This is a genomic window from Ruegeria sp. HU-ET01832 (assembly GCF_040371315.1).
GTDB lineage: Bacteria > Pseudomonadota > Alphaproteobacteria > Rhodobacterales > Rhodobacteraceae > Ruegeria > Ruegeria lacuscaerulensis_A.
Genome location: NZ_BAABWL010000006.1, coordinates 37102 through 53144, shown reverse-complemented (window position 1 = coordinate 53144; position 16043 = coordinate 37102). Strand labels below are relative to the sequence as shown.

Annotated in this window: 16 protein-coding genes; 5 read left to right on the top strand and 11 right to left on the bottom strand. The window is 54.0% G+C overall.

Annotated features, from left to right (window positions below):
* Positions 1 to 15 precede the first annotated feature (15 nt).
* Positions 16 to 858: an FkbM family methyltransferase gene (locus ABWV79_RS17380; RefSeq protein WP_353393531.1), complete on the top strand. Its 843-nt coding sequence runs from the start codon at positions 16 to 18 to the stop codon at positions 856 to 858.
* A gap of 6 nt (positions 859 to 864) precedes the next feature.
* Here ABWV79_RS17380 and ABWV79_RS17375 read toward each other — a convergent pair whose 3' ends face one another.
* From ABWV79_RS17375 to ABWV79_RS17360, 4 genes are all read right to left on the bottom strand, one after another.
* Positions 865 to 1680, bottom strand: a complete 816-nt coding sequence (locus ABWV79_RS17375; protein WP_353393529.1) for an extensin-like domain-containing protein — start codon at positions 1678 to 1680, stop codon at positions 865 to 867.
* On the bottom strand, positions 1677 to 2597 hold the full coding sequence (locus ABWV79_RS17370; protein WP_353393527.1) for a prephenate/arogenate dehydrogenase family protein: 921 nt from the start codon (positions 2595 to 2597) through the stop codon (positions 1677 to 1679). Before ABWV79_RS17370 ends, ABWV79_RS17375 begins: the two co-directional genes overlap by 4 nt.
* Positions 2594 to 3679 carry a histidinol-phosphate transaminase gene (gene hisC, locus ABWV79_RS17365; protein WP_353393525.1) on the bottom strand — a complete coding sequence of 362 codons (1086 nt, stop codon included), beginning with the start codon at positions 3677 to 3679 and terminating at the stop codon, positions 2594 to 2596. Before hisC ends, ABWV79_RS17370 begins: the two co-directional genes overlap by 4 nt.
* Before the next feature lie 65 nt (positions 3680 to 3744).
* Positions 3745 to 5160, bottom strand: coding sequence for an aminotransferase class V-fold PLP-dependent enzyme (locus ABWV79_RS17360; RefSeq protein WP_353393523.1), 1416 nt, complete (start codon positions 5158 to 5160; stop codon positions 3745 to 3747).
* A 102-nt stretch (positions 5161 to 5262) separates the two neighbouring features.
* Between ABWV79_RS17360 and ABWV79_RS17355 the strand changes: the two genes are divergently transcribed.
* Together ABWV79_RS17355 and ABWV79_RS17350 are read left to right on the top strand one after the other, a co-directional pair.
* Positions 5263 to 5724 carry an Lrp/AsnC family transcriptional regulator gene (locus ABWV79_RS17355; RefSeq protein WP_170352307.1) on the top strand — a complete coding sequence of 154 codons (462 nt, stop codon included), beginning with the start codon at positions 5263 to 5265 and terminating at the stop codon, positions 5722 to 5724.
* 294 nt (positions 5725 to 6018) lie between these two features.
* A complete protein-coding gene (locus ABWV79_RS17350; RefSeq protein ID WP_353393521.1) occupies positions 6019 to 6912 on the top strand; it encodes a hypothetical protein in 894 nt (297 codons plus the stop codon).
* An 88-nt stretch (positions 6913 to 7000) separates the two neighbouring features.
* On the opposite strand, the gene rpsD is transcribed toward ABWV79_RS17350, so the two are convergent.
* From rpsD to ABWV79_RS17315, 7 genes are all read right to left on the bottom strand, one after another.
* Complete coding sequence (rpsD, locus tag ABWV79_RS17345) at positions 7001 to 7621, bottom strand: 30S ribosomal protein S4 (protein ID WP_170352305.1); 621 nt, start codon at positions 7619 to 7621, stop codon at positions 7001 to 7003.
* A gap of 219 nt (positions 7622 to 7840) precedes the next feature.
* A complete protein-coding gene (locus tag ABWV79_RS17340) occupies positions 7841 to 8335 on the bottom strand; it encodes a hypothetical protein (protein ID WP_353393519.1) in 495 nt (164 codons plus the stop codon).
* A 950-nt stretch (positions 8336 to 9285) separates the two neighbouring features.
* On the bottom strand, positions 9286 to 10302 hold the full coding sequence (locus tag ABWV79_RS17335) for an alpha/beta fold hydrolase (protein ID WP_353393517.1): 1017 nt from the start codon (positions 10300 to 10302) through the stop codon (positions 9286 to 9288).
* A 15-nt stretch (positions 10303 to 10317) separates the two neighbouring features.
* The gene (locus ABWV79_RS17330; RefSeq protein WP_353393515.1) at positions 10318 to 11757 is read right to left on the bottom strand and encodes a glutamine synthetase family protein; all 1440 of its coding nucleotides are present in this window, start codon (positions 11755 to 11757) and stop codon (positions 10318 to 10320) included.
* Between the two features lie 102 nt (positions 11758 to 11859).
* Positions 11860 to 12258: a cupin domain-containing protein gene (locus ABWV79_RS17325; protein WP_170352301.1), complete on the bottom strand. Its 399-nt coding sequence runs from the start codon at positions 12256 to 12258 to the stop codon at positions 11860 to 11862.
* A gap of 4 nt (positions 12259 to 12262) precedes the next feature.
* Positions 12263 to 12697 (bottom strand): lactoylglutathione lyase, encoded by a 435-nt coding sequence (gene gloA / locus ABWV79_RS17320; RefSeq protein ID WP_353393513.1) that lies wholly within the window; start codon positions 12695 to 12697, stop codon positions 12263 to 12265.
* Between the two features lie 19 nt (positions 12698 to 12716).
* The gene (locus ABWV79_RS17315; protein WP_353393511.1) at positions 12717 to 13811 is read right to left on the bottom strand and encodes an aromatic ring-hydroxylating oxygenase subunit alpha; all 1095 of its coding nucleotides are present in this window, start codon (positions 13809 to 13811) and stop codon (positions 12717 to 12719) included.
* A gap of 521 nt (positions 13812 to 14332) precedes the next feature.
* Between ABWV79_RS17315 and ABWV79_RS17310 the strand changes: the two genes are divergently transcribed.
* Together ABWV79_RS17310 and ABWV79_RS17305 are read left to right on the top strand one after the other, a co-directional pair.
* On the top strand, positions 14333 to 14779 hold the full coding sequence (locus ABWV79_RS17310) for an Lrp/AsnC family transcriptional regulator (protein WP_170353111.1): 447 nt from the start codon (positions 14333 to 14335) through the stop codon (positions 14777 to 14779).
* 371 nt (positions 14780 to 15150) lie between these two features.
* Positions 15151 to 16038: an AraC family transcriptional regulator gene (locus tag ABWV79_RS17305; RefSeq protein ID WP_353393509.1), complete on the top strand. Its 888-nt coding sequence runs from the start codon at positions 15151 to 15153 to the stop codon at positions 16036 to 16038.
* The last annotated feature ends 5 nt before the right edge of the window (positions 16039 to 16043 follow it).

Sequence of the window (16043 nt, the reverse complement as noted above, 5' to 3'; positions counted from 1 at the left end):
CAAGGGGCGCCGAATATGGGTCTGAAAACCGCGTTGTCCAACCAACTGTCCCGTTGGGCGCTGAAAACCAAAAAGGTTCGACGCGCCATCTTGCGCGATCTCTGGAAAGACGATGTCCTGTTTTTCCGCCAGATGCGGGATCACTGCCTGATCTACTATCCACATTACGTCATAGGAGAACAGATCACCCAAGGCGGTGAATACGGCCGTGGGGTTGTAAGTGCGCTTTCAAACTACTTGAAACAGGAAGGCGCTGCGCTGAGCGCTGGCACGGTTCTGGAAATTGGCGCCAATATCGGAACGCATACTGTCTATTTCTTCCGTGACCTTGAATGCACGCATGTCATTGCGTTGGAGCCTGATCCACAAAACTATGACCTGCTGACGCGGAACGTAAAACTCAACAATCTGGGCGACCGGGTCACGCACCTCCAATTGGGTGCATCCAGCACCTCCGGCCAATTGCCTTTTGTTTCGAACGAGATGAATAGGGGCGGATCAAGGATTGGCGATCACTCCGATGAGGCGATAGTAGTTGATATCACCACGGTTGACCGCTTGCTCGAACAGTACCGAGAGCCCTTCAAAGATCTTTCCCTGATATGGATTGATGTCGAGGGGCACGAGCTTGAAGTGCTGGAAGGGGCACTGAAGACGCTGGAAACCTGTCGCCCGGCAGTGTTCCTCGAATACACCCCTTCAGAGTCTTCTGCACACAACAAAAAACTACGCGATCTTCTGTTCGACCACTATGAACACGTCGTCGATTTTGGCCGTCAACCTATACCACTGACGGCACAGTCGTTCGACGCAATACAGGGCCAGACGGACCTTCTGGCGTTCAACAAAAGAGAATAAGCCCGGTCAGCGGCAGTAAGGCCCACGCCGGTGCCGGGCCGTGTCCAGATGGAAATGGTCGCGGTGGTACCGATCCGAATTCGGACCAAGCACTGTTCCAAACGGCCCACACGCATTGCGCCAGATCTTGGTCAACTGCTTTTTTGAAGGGTTCTTGCGCCACCCGTTCAAAACCGTCACCACCTCACCATCGGCCATCTTGAAGCCAGAGATATCAATCGCGCGCCCCTTGCCGTGTTCCGAGATTTTTGCACCCGTGCGATTGTTCCGCGTCCGGCAAGCATAGTGCGCGGCAACTTGCAGCTCGACCACGGGTCCGCGGCGCCGGAACGTCGGCTTGACGGATTTGTCCACCCATTCATTCAAAGCGATTGCCGTGCCGCAATCCATCGTAGAAGGTCTGCTAAGCGCAACCCCCGATACCGACGTGACTTGCACGGCATCCTTGATCCCACAGGCTTTGATCCTACCCGGAACCTTGCCAACGGCCTTGCCCTGAATCGCAATATCACCACAGACCGAGCCTTTGCGCAGTTTGCGCTTTTTGAACAACGCCTGTTGTTCGACCGCCTTGGGCCGCTTGTAAGGCATCAACGATGTATCCGGTCCAAGCGACGGCAAATCCAGTGGCCGCGCAGCGGTAGCGATAACCTGAGCGGATTCCGGACGCATGGCAGGGCGCAATCTGGTCGGCTGCGCATAGGCTAAAACAATACTTTCTGCAGGGCGCGAAAGGGGGACCAGGGACTGATCCAAAGGCGCCGCAGGAGCCTTCGTGGCGCTGAGCGCAAGCAATCCGATCCATAATACCTTAAGCGTCATGAGGTTGTCTTTCCTCGCCCAAAGTCCGGCGCATCAGTATCCTGGCCAGCGTCGATAATCCCACGACGGATCGCCCGAGTGCGGGTGAAATAGTCGAAAAGCTGCTCTCCATCGCCGGTTCGGATGGCGCGTTGCAGGGCGAATAACTCCTCGGTAAAACGTCCAAGGATTTCCAGCGTCGCGTCCTTATTGGTTAGAAACACGTCGCGCCACATGGTCGGATCCGAGGCCGCGATGCGCGTGAAATCCCGAAAACCTGCGGCCGAGTACTTAATAACCTCGCCATCCGTCACCCGACGCAGATCATCGGCCACACCAACCATAGTATAAGCGATCAGGTGCGGCGCATGGGACGTCACCGCCAACACCAAATCGTGGTGATCGGCATCCATCTCATCGACATTGGCGCCCATGCCCTCCCACAAGGCGCGCAACCGCGCCACAGCGTCAGGGTCAGACCCCTTGACCGGCACCAGCAGGTTCCAACGATTGTCGAACAGTTCAGCAAAACCGGATTCGGGCCCGGAATGCTCGGTCCCGGCCAACGGGTGGGCAGGAATGAAATGCACGCCATCGGGAATATGGGGCGATACCGCCTCGATCACATGTCGTTTCACCGAGCCCACATCAGACACGGTCGCCCCCGGCTTCAGAACAGGCGCGATGTCTGCAGCAACCGCCCCCATCGCACCAACCGGCACACAAAGAACGACAAGATCGGCGCCCTTGGCCGCCTCTTGCGCTGAATCGCAAACCCGATCGCACAGGCCGATTTTCCGCGCGGTTTCGCGCGTCTCGGCAGACCGCGCATACCCCGTCACTTCGCCAGCAAGCCCGGCGCGTTTGATCGCCCAGAACATGGATGAAGCAATCAGGCCCAACCCGATCAAGGCAACACGATCGTAAACCTGGCTCATGCTGCGCCCTCTTTGAATGCGGTGATGGCTTCAACGACCCGGCGACACGCGTCTTCATCGCCGACGGTGATGCGCAGCGCATTTGGCAAGTTGTATCCCGCCACACGCCGCACGATCAAACCTTGGGTTTTCAGATAGTCATCGCAAGCCTCAGCCTCGGCCTGATCGGTGAACCGGGCGAGGATGAAATTGGTACAGGACGCATCCGAAAGCACCCCGATCTTAGCCAGTTCGTCGGACAACCACACCCGCAGGCGCGCATTTTCGGCCTGACAGTGAGACAGGAACTCTTCGTCCTTAACCGCAGCTTCGGCCGCCGCCAAAGCGGTCAGTGATAAGTTAAACGGCTGACGCACTCGGTTGAGCACATCAATGATCGACTGCGCCGCATAGCCCCAGCCCACGCGCATCCCACCCAGACCGTACACTTTCGAGAACGTCCGGGTCATGATCACATTGTCGAACCGATCTACGATGGACGCCCCGCCATCAAAATCATCGACGAACTCGGCATAGGCCCCGTCGATCACCGTCAGGCAACTGTCGGGCAGAGCCTCGACCAACCGCACAAGTTCACTTTCAGGGATCATGGTCGAAGTCGGGTTACCCGGATTGGTCACGAACACGATCCGTGTCTGACCGGTGACGGCGGCAAGGATGTTGTCCACGTCGACGTGGCGATCCTTTTCAGGAACCATCACAGGTGTCGCGCCAGCCATCCGCGCGATGATCGGATACATGGAAAACCCGTGCTCGGTATAGATGACCTCATCCCCCGGCCCGGCATAGGCTTGGGCGACGAATTGCAGCACCTCGTCGCTCCCCACACCGCAGATGATCCGTGCCGGGTCCAGCCCGTGGCGCGCACCGATTGCGTCGCGCAGAGGAGCGTGGTCCGTACTGGGATAGCGATGCAGGGTGGCGGCACTGTCGCGCACGGCTTCAATCGCCTTGGGACTTGGACCAAAAGGGTTTTCGTTGGAACTAAGCTTGATCACATGCGCAACCCCCGCCACATGCGACTGACCGCCCTGATAATGCGCGATGTCCATAATGCCGGGTTGCGGGGTAATCTTGGTCATAAGAGGCTCCGTTGATTGGAGCCCCTCATACCTGTCTCAACGCGTTGAGAAAAGCGGCAATTCCGTCACGCCGCTTTGAAGCGGGCCGTCGCCGGGTCGGCGCTGTAGAACGGGGCAAACTCTGACGTGCGCCGCGACAGATCATTGACGCTGTCGATGATGAAGCGAACCGTATCCTCGCTCATCAAATACGAGAAATTCAGACGTACCCAGCCAGGCTTTTTCATCTCTTCCCCAGCGGACAGCGCTGCGTGTAGTTCATCCGATGTCGACTGGTCAATTCCCAAAAGACGGTGCGCATACGGTCCAGCACACGCGCAGCCACCACGCGCTTGTATTCCATAGATATCACTCAACATCCGCGTGAAGAGCTGCTGGTGTACCGGATTCCCCGCGTTATCTCGCACCAGGAATGAATAGATAGGCAACCGGTGCGCGTCTTCGGAACCCAGAAGCGTCAGGTTAGGATTATTCTCCCAACCCGCGGTCGCCATACGGTTATAGCGCGCCTCGCGCTCGGCGATCTCATCTTCTCCAACCGCGTCCTTGACGATAAAGGCCAAAGCCGCGCGGATATCACCAATGACGTTCGGCGTTCCGGCCTCCTCTCGCGTTGCAAGATCGGTGCTGTAGTCATGCCGCCATGGCGAGACAAAGCTGACAGTCCCACCGCCCGGCCAACTTGGACTGCGGCGCGTCACCATATTCTGGTTAACAACCAACACACCCGAAGCCCCCGGCCCGCCCGGGAACTTGTGCGGAGAAACCACAATTGCATCCTTGCATGTATCGCCCTGCCCCATGCTCATCGGCAGATAAGGCCCGCCTCCGGCATAGTCCCATACGGCAAGCGCGCCATGCGCTTTGAGAATCCGAGTCACCGGATCAGGGTCGGTAATGATGCCTGTTACATTGGAGGCGGCCGAAAACGACCCGATGATAAGATCGGACGCGGCATGGTCGTACAGAATACGCTCTAGCACTTCCAGATCGACACCACCGCCCGGCGCTTCGGGAATTTCAATCACCCGCGCCTTGCTTTCGCGCCATGGCAGGATGTTCGAGTGATGCTCGTACGGCCCCAACAACACAACCGGCCGGTCTGCCTCGTTCACTCCCATCAGGCTGACCAGCCGGTTGAGGCCCGCGGTGGCGCCGGATCCGGTAAAGATCACCGCATCCTCTTCCTTGGCACCAACGACACGGGCAATCTCGGCCCGCGCCTCGCGGCGCAGGCGGGTCATGTAAGACCCACAATAGGAGGCTTCGGTGTGACTGTTGGCATAAAACGGCAACACATGCTCGGCCACAAAATCCTCGACTTGCCGCAATGCGCGGCCCGACGCGACATAGTCCGCATACACAAGCGGCACGTCCCCGTTCAGACCCGGGATCATAACGTTCTCTCCAATCAATCCGCCTCGCAGGGTCGAGATGCATTTGGCGGATTGGATGGTCGAGCGGAAATGGGACAGGGTCATAGATCAGGCTCCTTGTTGTGCCATCAATATGATTGGTATTTGGTCAATAAACTTCACAAATTTTTGGATTTATTCATCTAATATTGTGTCATATGATTAATAATGATGAAAAATTTAGATCAGATTGATCAAGGCATTCTACGCGAACTACAGAAAGATGCCACGCTGTCCCAGCGAGAGCTGGCCGATCGCGTCGGACTGTCCCAAAACGCGTGTTGGCGGCGCTTGAAAGCGTTGAACGAAAGCGGTGTCATCATTGGCTCGACAGCACGGATCGCCCGAGAAAAACTGGGCCTAAGCCTTGTGGTGTTTGTTATGCTGCGCACCCGGCATCATTCAGCAGACTGGCTGCAAGCATTTCGCAGTCACGTACTTACAATTCCAGAAGTTGTAGATTTTCATCGCATTGGAGGGGACTACGACTATCAGCTGAAAGTCGTAACCCAGGATATGGCGTCCTACGACAAGGTCTATCAGCGCCTGATCGAAAAGGTCGAGCTGGATAGTGTTACATCCTATTTCGCTATGGAAGCGATTGCCGAGGGACGGCCGTTACCGATCTAGGGCAGCGGACTATTCGCTGTAAAAAAGCGAACTTCGCGGCAGATTCGACGCATTAAAAGCAGTCAAATTAAGTAAAAAACCCATTTTCTTGAGAATGTCACAAACTCGTGTATGATATCGACGTTTCAGGACCAAAAGATAAAAGCGAGAATTCGCACTGGGAATTGGGGGCGATTTCCTAAAGGCTAGAACCTCTTGGGCGTATGCCGCGCGTAGGTGGACAGTAAGGCTGTTTGGCTTTTTGTCCTTTAGCTTCTGCGTGTGGTTTTGTTTTGGTTAAATGTGGAGGGGGCCATGCCCAAGAAGAGTAACCCGAATTCTATGGCGACGATCATGTCGTCCACCAAGACCCGGACAATCGACTTTGAAAGTGATGACAACGGCCCGTTGATGGCTGGTGATACCGGAGATCAATTTGTTTTTGCCGATTTCACAGTGACGGGTGCTTCAAACTCTCCGTCAGGGATTTCAAACGAAGCCATGATTTTTGACAGCGCCAATCCAACTGGTGAAGACACTGATTTGGCGACAGTCTCTCAGGGGAATCTTCTGATCGTTTCCGAAGACGGGGATTCCTCGGATCCTGACGACGAACTAGAAGGCGGAACGCTGACGTTTGATTTCAACACACCAGTGAACCTGACAAGTATCGTATTAGTCGATGCGTTCGAAGGTGGTGCGGAATTCGAAGCCTTTGATAGCGAGGGGAACTCGCTTGGGGTCAAAGTCATTACAGCCGAAGGCGACGTCTCTAACGGTAAAGTCGGCACTGTTGATCTTAGCGAGTTCGAAGATGTATCGCAGCTTGTGGTCACTTTTGACGAAAGCGGTGCCGTCGACGACCTGATGTATGAGATCGAACAGTGTATTACTGTCGACAAGGACATATCTAACATTGTCCTTTACCTCGATTGCGAGGACGAGGTCATCAAGTTCAAGATCGACGATTTTGGCGATGGTGTTAACGAAATTACTGTCGCAGAGCTGGAGCAATATCTCGACAAGACCGACTTTGGTGATTGCGACATACTTGGCCTTACAATCAAGGCGGGTAACAACGGCGGCGAGTTCGGGCCAGGTGAAGGTGAATACATCGACGTAATTACCGATGACACTTTTGACACCGGCACTTCTGCCAAAGCAGACGTCGAAGTATCCGCTGCCGATTTCTTCATGCACATCGTTTGATAGCGGACACGTTCTGAACAAGAACAGTGTAGGAAACAAAAAAGGCCGCGGAGATCGCGGCCTTTTTTATTAACTGTATCGGCGAAGATTAGTTCTTCGCGTAGAATTCGACAACCAGATTCGGTTCCATCATGACCGGGTAAGGCACATCGCTCAAGCCCGGTGCGCGTACGAAAGTCGCGGTCATTTTCGAGTGGTCGGCGTCGATGTAGTCAGGCACATCACGCTCGGCCAGAGCAACAGCTTCCAGAACAACGGCCAGTTGCTTGGACTTGTCGCGCACTTCGATAACGTCGCCTTCTTTGACGCGGTAGCTGGGGATATTGACCCGCTTGCCGTTCACTTTGACATGGCCGTGGTTCACGAACTGACGTGCGGCAAACACGGTCGGCACGAATTTGGCGCGGTATACAACGGCGTCCAAACGACGCTCGAGCAGGCCGATCAGGTTTTCACCGGTGTCGCCCTTAACACGCTCGGCTTCGGCGTAGATGCGACGGAACTGCTTCTCGGTCAGGTCGCCGTAGTAGCCCTTCAGTTTCTGCTTGGCGCGCAGCTGCAGACCGAAGTCCGACAATTTGCCCTTCCGGCGCTGGCCGTGCTGGCCGGGGCCGTATTCACGACGGTTAACCGGGGATTTCGGACGACCCCAGATGTTTTCGCCCATCCGGCGGTCGATTTTGTGCTTGGCAGACGTGCGTTTCGTCACGGCTGATCTCCTTCTTTGTGGTCGAAGGCGTTCCCCCGTGAAGGGAGCAGACGCCTACTATGAAGGGCGTTGTCCTCTTGAGGTTTCCCCCATGACAGGCATCCCCTTGCGGGGGCCACCAACACCAATGAAGCCGCGCTTATATCCCCAGCTCAGGCAGAGTCAACACGTGGAGTATGAGAAGATGTGATTTTTCGGACGCAAAAACTGCGATGTCGCTCAGTCCATTGCCTGAGCAGCATTCATCGCTGGCAAACGCGGGACTGGGTGAATTTCAGGAGCAATGCTGGGTCGCGTCGGAAATGCAATAACGGTATCCGCTGTACCCGTGGCATGATCATTGGCAACCCTGATCTCGATCACCTCGTCGACCCAGAATTCTCGTTCACGCGTAGGCAATCCATTTTCGAACACAAGAACCAGATCGCCCAGGGTGCCGACGCTGTGTAATAAAGCTGAATACTGTTGCGCACCATTTGTCAGAACAATTACGCCTAACGCGTCACCATCCAGCTCTTGTTCGGAGATAAAGTGATCCGGCAGCCGAGAACGCAAGCCCTTCGCCGTGTCTGTGGAATCTTCAACGCAGAGAATATGTCCCCGCCACGACCACACTGCCCCTACAGCCATGAACGACAATGGCGCCCCTTCAAGACCATCCAATTCTGTTTGCGCCCACGAAATGGCCACACGACCGCTTTGTCCGGTTCTCATCTTTACCGCCTGCACTTAGAAACAAATCACTGCTCACGTGGACGTTCTTATCAGCCATAATTCGGGCAGAAAAGAGACGTTAATGTAACGTTCATAAAGTTGTTGCTATTGAGAATCATAATTTCGGATCTGCTGAGAAACTATCCCGCTGGCAAACCCTAAATTGTTGTCAAATCCAGCATCAGTGTGCCGCCCGAGAACGCTTCAGAAGCAGGCTATGATGAGGCGGAGATTTGGTTTCGTTCCTCCAACTAACCCTCGCGGAGAAGCTGCTCGCCTAAGTGTAGCTGGAAGCAAACCGTATTGCTTTGCCAACGAAGGCACAGAATGGAAGCGCCGGGCGTCGCCCCCAGCTATCGCTGACAACATTCAGTTTAATATTTATTTCGCCTTTTGTCTGATCATCAGCCGCCCGCATACACCCTTTTCGATACTCAAGCTGGTCGCTGTGCCTTTAGGTAGGTAGAATTGAAAATAACAGTCCACTTTGCACAGTGATATTCGAAAAAGCCTACCAACATTCGGGCAAAGACACCCTTATCTCGGCCGCTTTCAGCCGTTGAAAAGTGTTTCCTGAGCTTGCACGGCCCCAATGTAGCTGTGTTACCATTCAACTGTGCGGCCCGTTTTTTGCGGAAGCTCTGCACCCCCACAAGCCGTTTGGATTTTGCAGTCATCTTTCGCCTGGGTCCGCGAGGACGTGCAATGCCTGAAATTTGTGTTTTGGTTTCTGATTACTGTAGTTGTCTTCTATGCGATGCCTGTGCACACGAAATCCAAAACCTCAACAAGCTTGCAAGTGTTGTGCGGCACCGCAGTAAAACTGAGGCTGAAACCCGAAGACCGACTGAAAGAAACAGGATCCTCTGTTGTGGATCGCAGCGATCCCAACGTTTGGCGCTTTGCCGGGATGTGTCGCAAACCTTTGGAACAACCGGTGCCAGCGCGCTCTATTCGCCTAGCAATTCACGAATGTTGGCGTCCAACTGCGCTGTGAAGCCTACATCATTTCCTGGGTTAGCGGCGCAATGGCCCCAAGGCGAATGGTAGGGACGGAAGATGGCATTCGGCATGAGGCTGGCCTCGATTTCATTGTCCTCTGGTGGGAAATAGAGATCCTGCGTGCAAGGCATCAAAATGGCACGAGCTTTGATGGCACCCAATGCCAATTTGTAATCCCCGTTGTAAAACGGTCCGATTGAGACGTCGCCAGCTTGCCAAGTCGCCAACTTGGCCAACAGATCGTTGGCGTCCCAGCCCAGTACATGATCTTGCTCCCAATCCCGCAACAACTCCTCAATGGTTTGAAAGCCAAGTTGCCGATAAAGCCCTTCGCGAAAAAAGGTCTGAGAAAAAGCCCATCCTGCATAGACTCGACCGAATGCCTTCAGCCCCGCTTCGGGTGGATTGACATAGTTACCGCCATTCCAATTTTGATCCGCGCAAAGGGCCGCCTTGACGCCTTCGAGGAAGACGAAATTATGAGGCGAGGTTTTGGCCGACGCACAGAATGGAAGGATTGCCCGCACCATATCCGGGTATTGCGCCGCCCACTGGTAAGACTGACAACCTGCCATTGACCAACCCGCGACAAGAGCAATTTTTTCGATCCCAAGGTGATCTCGGATCAATCGGTGTTGAGCAGCGATGTTGTCCCACATCTGCACTAGCGGAAAGCGAGGGCCGCTCTGTTGCGCAGGCGCATTCGATGGTGACGACGAACGACCATTGCCAAACAGGTTTGCGCTAATGATGAAATGCCGCGCAGGATCGATCGCCCGCCCTGGGCCAAAGAAACCTTCGTTTCGGGAATTTGTACCGGTGTAAAAGGTCGGCATTACGATGACGTTGTCGCCAGTCTCAGACACCTTGCCATAAGTTTGATAGGCGAGCTTGGCCTCTTTTAGTACTTCGCCCGACAAAAGAGGAAGGTCACCCAACTCGTAAATCTGAAATTCGGGTATCATCTCATGCTTCCCGATTTAGTAGAGCCTTAGGTATTCCTGAACTTCCCAGTCGGTTACCGATTGATGATAACGCTCCCACTCATCATTCTTGTATTCCAGGTAGGATTTACGCATCACGGGACCCATCACATGTTCCGCCATAGTGTCGTGCCGCAAAGCCTCGATCGCATTGAAAAGAGTACGCGGCAACCGGCGGATTCCCAGCTCGGAAAGCTCATTTTCAGTTTTCGAATAAAGGTCAAAATCTGTCGGCTTGCCCGGGTCGATCCTGTGCTTGATCCCCATAACAGCGCAACTGAGGTGTATCGCCATTGCCAGATAGACATTCATGGTCATGTCGCACGCGCGATTTTCAATACAATGCCGGCTCTGCGGCAGGCGAAACTGGGCCGAGCGATTGTTGAAACCATAAGTAATATTCGTCGGGGCCCAGGTGACCGTGCCGCCTTCAAACCCACCAACACGAGGCACCAACCCGTTATAGGAGTTCACGGTTGGGCAAGTGATAGCCGTGATAGCTTCGGCATGCTGCATCAGTCCGCCAACGGCCCAACGGCTTTCATCGCTCCATTCACCTTCGGGTGTTTCAAAAATGTTTTCACCCGGGCGGCTGTCATGTTGCATTGACATGTTGATATGCGCACCAGATCGCCAGTCACCCACTGTCGGTTTCGGCATAAAGGTCACGAACATCCCATGCTTTTTGGCCACCTCTTTCAAAGTGATCCGCAGAAAGGCCAGGCGATCGGACATCTCCAGCATGTTGGTATAGTGAAAATCCAGTTCGAACTGTGAATACGCACCCTCTGCGACCACGTCATGCAGGTTCCAACCCAGACCTTCGATGATGTCGATCATGTCTTTCAGAAACGCCATCGAGTCGATCGAGTATTCAACGTCATATCCAAAAGCCTGGCGGCGTGGTCGGACACCGATTGCAGGGTCGTCGTCAAAGGCCTTTACCGGGTGGCCGGCGTCGTCGTACTTCATCACGATGAACTCAGGTTCGACCCCGGCATAACCGGTGTACCCCTCCAGCGCAGCTTCTTGCATGGCGCGCTTCAGAGCCTGACGCGGGCAAACATTGTAAGGCGCATCTTCCCAATACAGATCAGAGAAAATGATCGCCATCGATGTGTCCCACGGACAGACGTAGACTGCATCGAGATCCGGCACCACCACCTGATCGCTGTCGGCGGGACTGAGTTCGGGTACGTAAGAAATAGAATGCACTGCAAATTGGGGCCCTTTCCCAAGACACAGCGGTTCGAAATCACTCATCGGGACGGGTTTGGTTTTGGGAATACCATGCAAATCGATCCACGCAGCCATCACATACTTGACGCCTGCCTTTTCCAAACGTTGCTGAACTTCAGGGATACGTGGACGGTTCCGCTCTATAGCCTCGTGGAATGACTCATAGTAGATTCGGGCGTTTGCATTGTCCTTGGGCATTTGGCATCCTCCAATCGAATGGCAATCAGACTTAGTTCACCAAGGGCGACCCCCGGTGTTGGCGCTTGTTTTGCTTGTCCTGTCGTTCAACGCACAAGGCGCTTAACCCGGGACAAAATCGTCTGGGTCGATACCCGGAACTTGTGTAATCCCGGCAAGCTGTTTCCAGTTGTGAGGATAAGCAGCATAGAAGATCACGCATTTGCCATCCGACTCGTATGAGATGTGGTTGTCTTTCGGGACAAACAGCACGTCACCACGGTTGCAGACATAGCTTTCACCGTCGCAGACCAGTCGGAAAGTGCCCTCAAGGCAGTAGATGATCTCGTCACATGTCAAGTCCCAAGGCACCTTGATATTATTGAGTACGTTGATGCCGCCGCACATTGACTTGCTGAACTCGCTGGTCACCATCGGTTTAATGTATGTATCGCTGTCGCCCATCGCGTCGTAGCGTTTCTGAACCAGGTCGAATTTGAAAAGTTGAGGTGTATCACCCATTTGGTCAGCCTTCCTGCGCCAAGTGTTTCAGTATGGATTCGTTCAATTCGACTTTGTAACCGTCAGGATCTTCGCAGAAGGCGATAACCCTCGTGCCATTCTTCATCGGCCCTGGCGGGCGAGTGATGTTTACCCCAGCGGCCGACAGTTGCTCGCAGGCGACGTAAACATCCGGAGTTTCAATGCAGATATGGCCCCAGCCATTGCCCTTGTCGTAAGGCGTGTCCTGGTCCCAATTGGCGGTTAGCTCCAGTGTGGGAAACTCGGCTTCCGGCCCGTAACCGATAAACGTGTTGGTGAATTTACCTTCGGGATAATCAGTACGCCGCAGCACCTCCATACCCAGAATTCCGCAATAGAAGTCCAGAGACTTTTCCATGTCTGTGACCCGCATCATCGTATGGGCCAGACGAAACCCCTTGGATATAGAGTTGCTCATTGGTCTTGATCCTCCTTATTTAGGCGCCTGCCACGTCACGCTCGATCAAATCCTGAAAGGCGCGCACGCTGTCCTCCCAGGCAGGTGACAACAGGCCCCCATCCTTGGCCACCGGGGACTTTCGGCCCTCGAACATGCGTTCAACCATCTCGTGGTCTTCTTTGTGGACATCCCACCATAGGTTCCTGAGGGCCTCTATTTCTTTGGCGCTCAAGTCTTGGCCTTCCGTGGTGTAAAGCGCTCGGTATTGGCGCATCTTTCCTGGACCGACGGGCACATTGAGATAGACACCCAGCTGATCTGGGAAATAGCGGCCCAAAATGAAGTTGGGATAAAGAGTCAGATACCTTGAGCTAACACCCAAACTGTCCGATGAGCCCAATTCTTCCTCAAGGTCCACCGCACTGCCGATGCAGGTGCCATCGATGATCGTATAGTGATTTTCCAACGGTTGATCGGTAGTTGAGGAATGAACAAACTGAACGTGGTAGGGCTCGATAAAGTTCTCCATTATAAGCTTCCAATTGGTGTCGATCTCACCAAAATCGAGCAGTCCAATGGGCTCCAACTTGCTGTAGTCAATCCCTTCCAATTGGTTGATCAGAGGTGCGGCATAGTCTTCGAAATCAGGAGCGTTCCCGTCCAGATTGACGAATATCCAGTCGTGCCAGACATAAGTGCGCACGCGTTTTAATTGATGCTCTTTAATGTCAAAACCGTCGAACTCCTGCTTGCCGGTGCCCGCAAAGTGTGGCGCGGCCCGCAGGCGTCCATCCAGGTCATAGGCCCAAGCATGATACGGGCAGCGGATTAGCTTCCCGACATTCTTGGGCTTGTCGACCAGTGTCATGCAGCGGTGCAAGCAGACATTGTGAAACACCTGTATGTCATCGTCACGACCGCGTACCGCCAGAAGTGGTAAGTCGGCACAAGTGATGGGAAGTACATCACCTGGGCTGTTCATCTGATGAGCAAACCCGACAAACACCCAATTTTTGGCCAGAACCGTCTGGCATTCCCGCTGCCAGAAATCTTCGCTGCGGTATGCGTCGGCGGTCAGGCCGTGCCGAGGCCCACCAAAAGCAGCCTGCGTGTTCTGCTCGGCTATTGTCATTTGTCCTCCTTTCGATACTGACAGCAGCACCCACTTTTCCAACGGCGTGTGCATGAATTCACAGTTTCCCGCGGGTTGCCTGTTTTCAGGCTCTCTCCTGCCGCGTCGGGTTCAGGGCTTGAAATTACGAATACCGTACTACTCACACCTATGCGCTTCGATATTCGCCATTATCTTTCAGTGTTGAGCAAGGATCAGAAGGTATCTTGTCAAAAAACGGCATCATGATACGAAATTCGAAATTTTCGCATGACACAGCGACGGGAATCGCAAAATCAAAATGAATCAACGGAAAATCCGGCTATCGTTCCGCAATCCTGCGCTGGTCAATTGTGACGAGGAGATCTGATGTATGTCGTTTTTCACACTTCCCTCCACAGAATTCACCAAAGAGAATTGCGGATATCGATGCTCTTTCGTAATCATGGCTGCGAATACAGCAATCGAGCGTCAAGCCTATGTCAGTCAAAAAGCAATCGAACGCGCGTGCTACTCAGAGCATTCGATCGCCAAATGATGATTTGAACCAGCAGATCATCCGTCTTTTGCAACAGGATGGCCGAATGGCTTTTTCTGAAATTGCACAACAGTTGGATGTGTCGGAAGGAACCATACGCAACAGGGTGAGCGGGCTGCGAGACAACAATATGCTTCGGATTGTCGCGATGTCGGATCCGGTGGCAACAGAATATACTACTGACGCGATGATTGGGTTGAACGTTGCAACCGGCGTGACTCCAAGGCAAGTTGCCGAGCGGCTTGAAAAGAACCCACGCGTTGTCTTTATCCTGTGGGTCGCGGGTCGCTATGACCTAATAATCGAACTGGTTAGCGACGATGATGACGCTTTGAAGGACTTTCTGGAGTTTGATATCCACGCGAGTGACGATATTGCCAATGCCGACGTTATGCCAGGGTTGAAGAATTTCAAGAACCAGTTCCTGCTAAAGCAGAATCTGCAAGAGTGATCAGCAAGAAGTCGATCGGCAAAACTAACACAGCGAAATAGTCACAAATGTAATTTTTGTTACGTGATCAGAGCCAAACTTAATACCTCGATGAATTGAGCAATCTGTCCTCCTAACTTCGCAATGGAACCCCACGTGCTTCTCGCTTCAATGTGAGCTTCGACTATCGCCCCACTGATTGATACCGGAGTTTTGACGCCAGTTCTTGAGGACCACTTGGGCCTCACCCCCGGTATTTTCATGTATTTCCCGCGCGAGTATAAATCCATGATGCCCCTGAGGCTGTTCATCGACCACATAAAGCGCCAGCAAAGCGTTTGACCCTGTGCGCGCAGACCCCACATATCGAATATTGCCAGCCGGAGCCGTCCTTGTCCCTAAGATACGCTGATATCTACCCTTCAGAACCGCTGCTGAACAGTGATGCGATGCAGCGCCCTTCGGCGGCTGGTTTGATGTCAGTGCGGTATTTTCGGGCCGAACCTGATCGGATGCCGGAGGAAGTTTTTGCAGAACACCACGTCCTTCTGAATCTGCAGGAAAAGGGGCATCGTGTTCAAAACTGGCGGGACGGCACGCTGCGGGATTTCACCTTTTGCAAGGACGAGGTCATCGTGACCCCGGCAGGCATGCGGTCGGGGTGGCGGTGGTACGGGCAGTCCGACGTGATCGTGATTACTTTGCATCCGGACAAGGTCCAGCGCTTTGCGCAGTCTGAACTCGGTATGCTTCTGGCACCGGAGCAGTTTCACGACCAGCCGCAGTTTTCTGATCCTGACCTTTGTGCTGCGGGCGTCATCCTGCGCGACGCGCTTGCGACCGACGACATGTCCTCGGCGGTGATGTTCGAAGCCATGAGCCGGGTTTTTCTGGTCAAACTGCTGCAGAAATACGGCAAACGCCGCGCCGAAGAGGTTGAGCTGTCCTCGCGCTTTACCTCGCAGCACTATCAACGGGTGCTATCCTATGTACAGGATCGTTTGGACCAAACGATCACCGTCGATCAATTGGCGTCTGAGGCGGGCATGAGCCCTTCGCATTTCGCGCGGGTTTTCAAAGAAACGCTGGGCTCGACCCCCATGCAATATGTTATGGCCTACCGGGTCGAACAGGCGATGAAGATGATCGAAGACCCCGCGCGCCCACTGGGGGATATCGCTTTGGCCTGTGGGTTTTCGGATCAGGCCCATTTCACGCGCAGTTTCAAACAGGTGGTAGGGCAGACCCCGCGCGCGTTCCGTGCGGCGAATGCTGTATAAAGCAG

Coding starts and splice junctions, on each gene's coding strand:
- ABWV79_RS17315 (WP_353393511.1), bottom strand. CDS start 13,811: ATGACAATAGCCGAGCAGAACACGCAGGCTGCTTTTGGTGGGCCTCGG.
- ABWV79_RS17330 (WP_353393515.1), bottom strand. CDS start 11,757: ATGCCCAAGGACAATGCAAACGCCCGAATCTACTATGAGTCATTCCAC.
- ABWV79_RS17360 (WP_353393523.1), bottom strand. CDS start 5,160: ATGACCCTGTCCCATTTCCGCTCGACCATCCAATCCGCCAAATGCATC.
- hisC (WP_353393525.1), bottom strand. CDS start 3,679: ATGACCAAGATTACCCCGCAACCCGGCATTATGGACATCGCGCATTAT.
- gloA (WP_353393513.1), bottom strand. CDS start 12,697: ATGAGCAACTCTATATCCAAGGGGTTTCGTCTGGCCCATACGATGATG.
- ABWV79_RS17325 (WP_170352301.1), bottom strand. CDS start 12,258: ATGGGTGATACACCTCAACTTTTCAAATTCGACCTGGTTCAGAAACGC.
- ABWV79_RS17375 (WP_353393529.1), bottom strand. CDS start 1,680: ATGACGCTTAAGGTATTATGGATCGGATTGCTTGCGCTCAGCGCCACG.
- ABWV79_RS17355 (WP_170352307.1), top strand. CDS start 5,263: ATGATGAAAAATTTAGATCAGATTGATCAAGGCATTCTACGCGAACTA.
- ABWV79_RS17340 (WP_353393519.1), bottom strand. CDS start 8,335: ATGAGAACCGGACAAAGCGGTCGTGTGGCCATTTCGTGGGCGCAAACA.
- ABWV79_RS17350 (WP_353393521.1), top strand. CDS start 6,019: ATGCCCAAGAAGAGTAACCCGAATTCTATGGCGACGATCATGTCGTCC.
- ABWV79_RS17370 (WP_353393527.1), bottom strand. CDS start 2,597: ATGAGCCAGGTTTACGATCGTGTTGCCTTGATCGGGTTGGGCCTGATT.
- ABWV79_RS17335 (WP_353393517.1), bottom strand. CDS start 10,302: ATGATACCCGAATTTCAGATTTACGAGTTGGGTGACCTTCCTCTTTTG.
- ABWV79_RS17380 (WP_353393531.1), top strand. CDS start 16: ATGGGTCTGAAAACCGCGTTGTCCAACCAACTGTCCCGTTGGGCGCTG.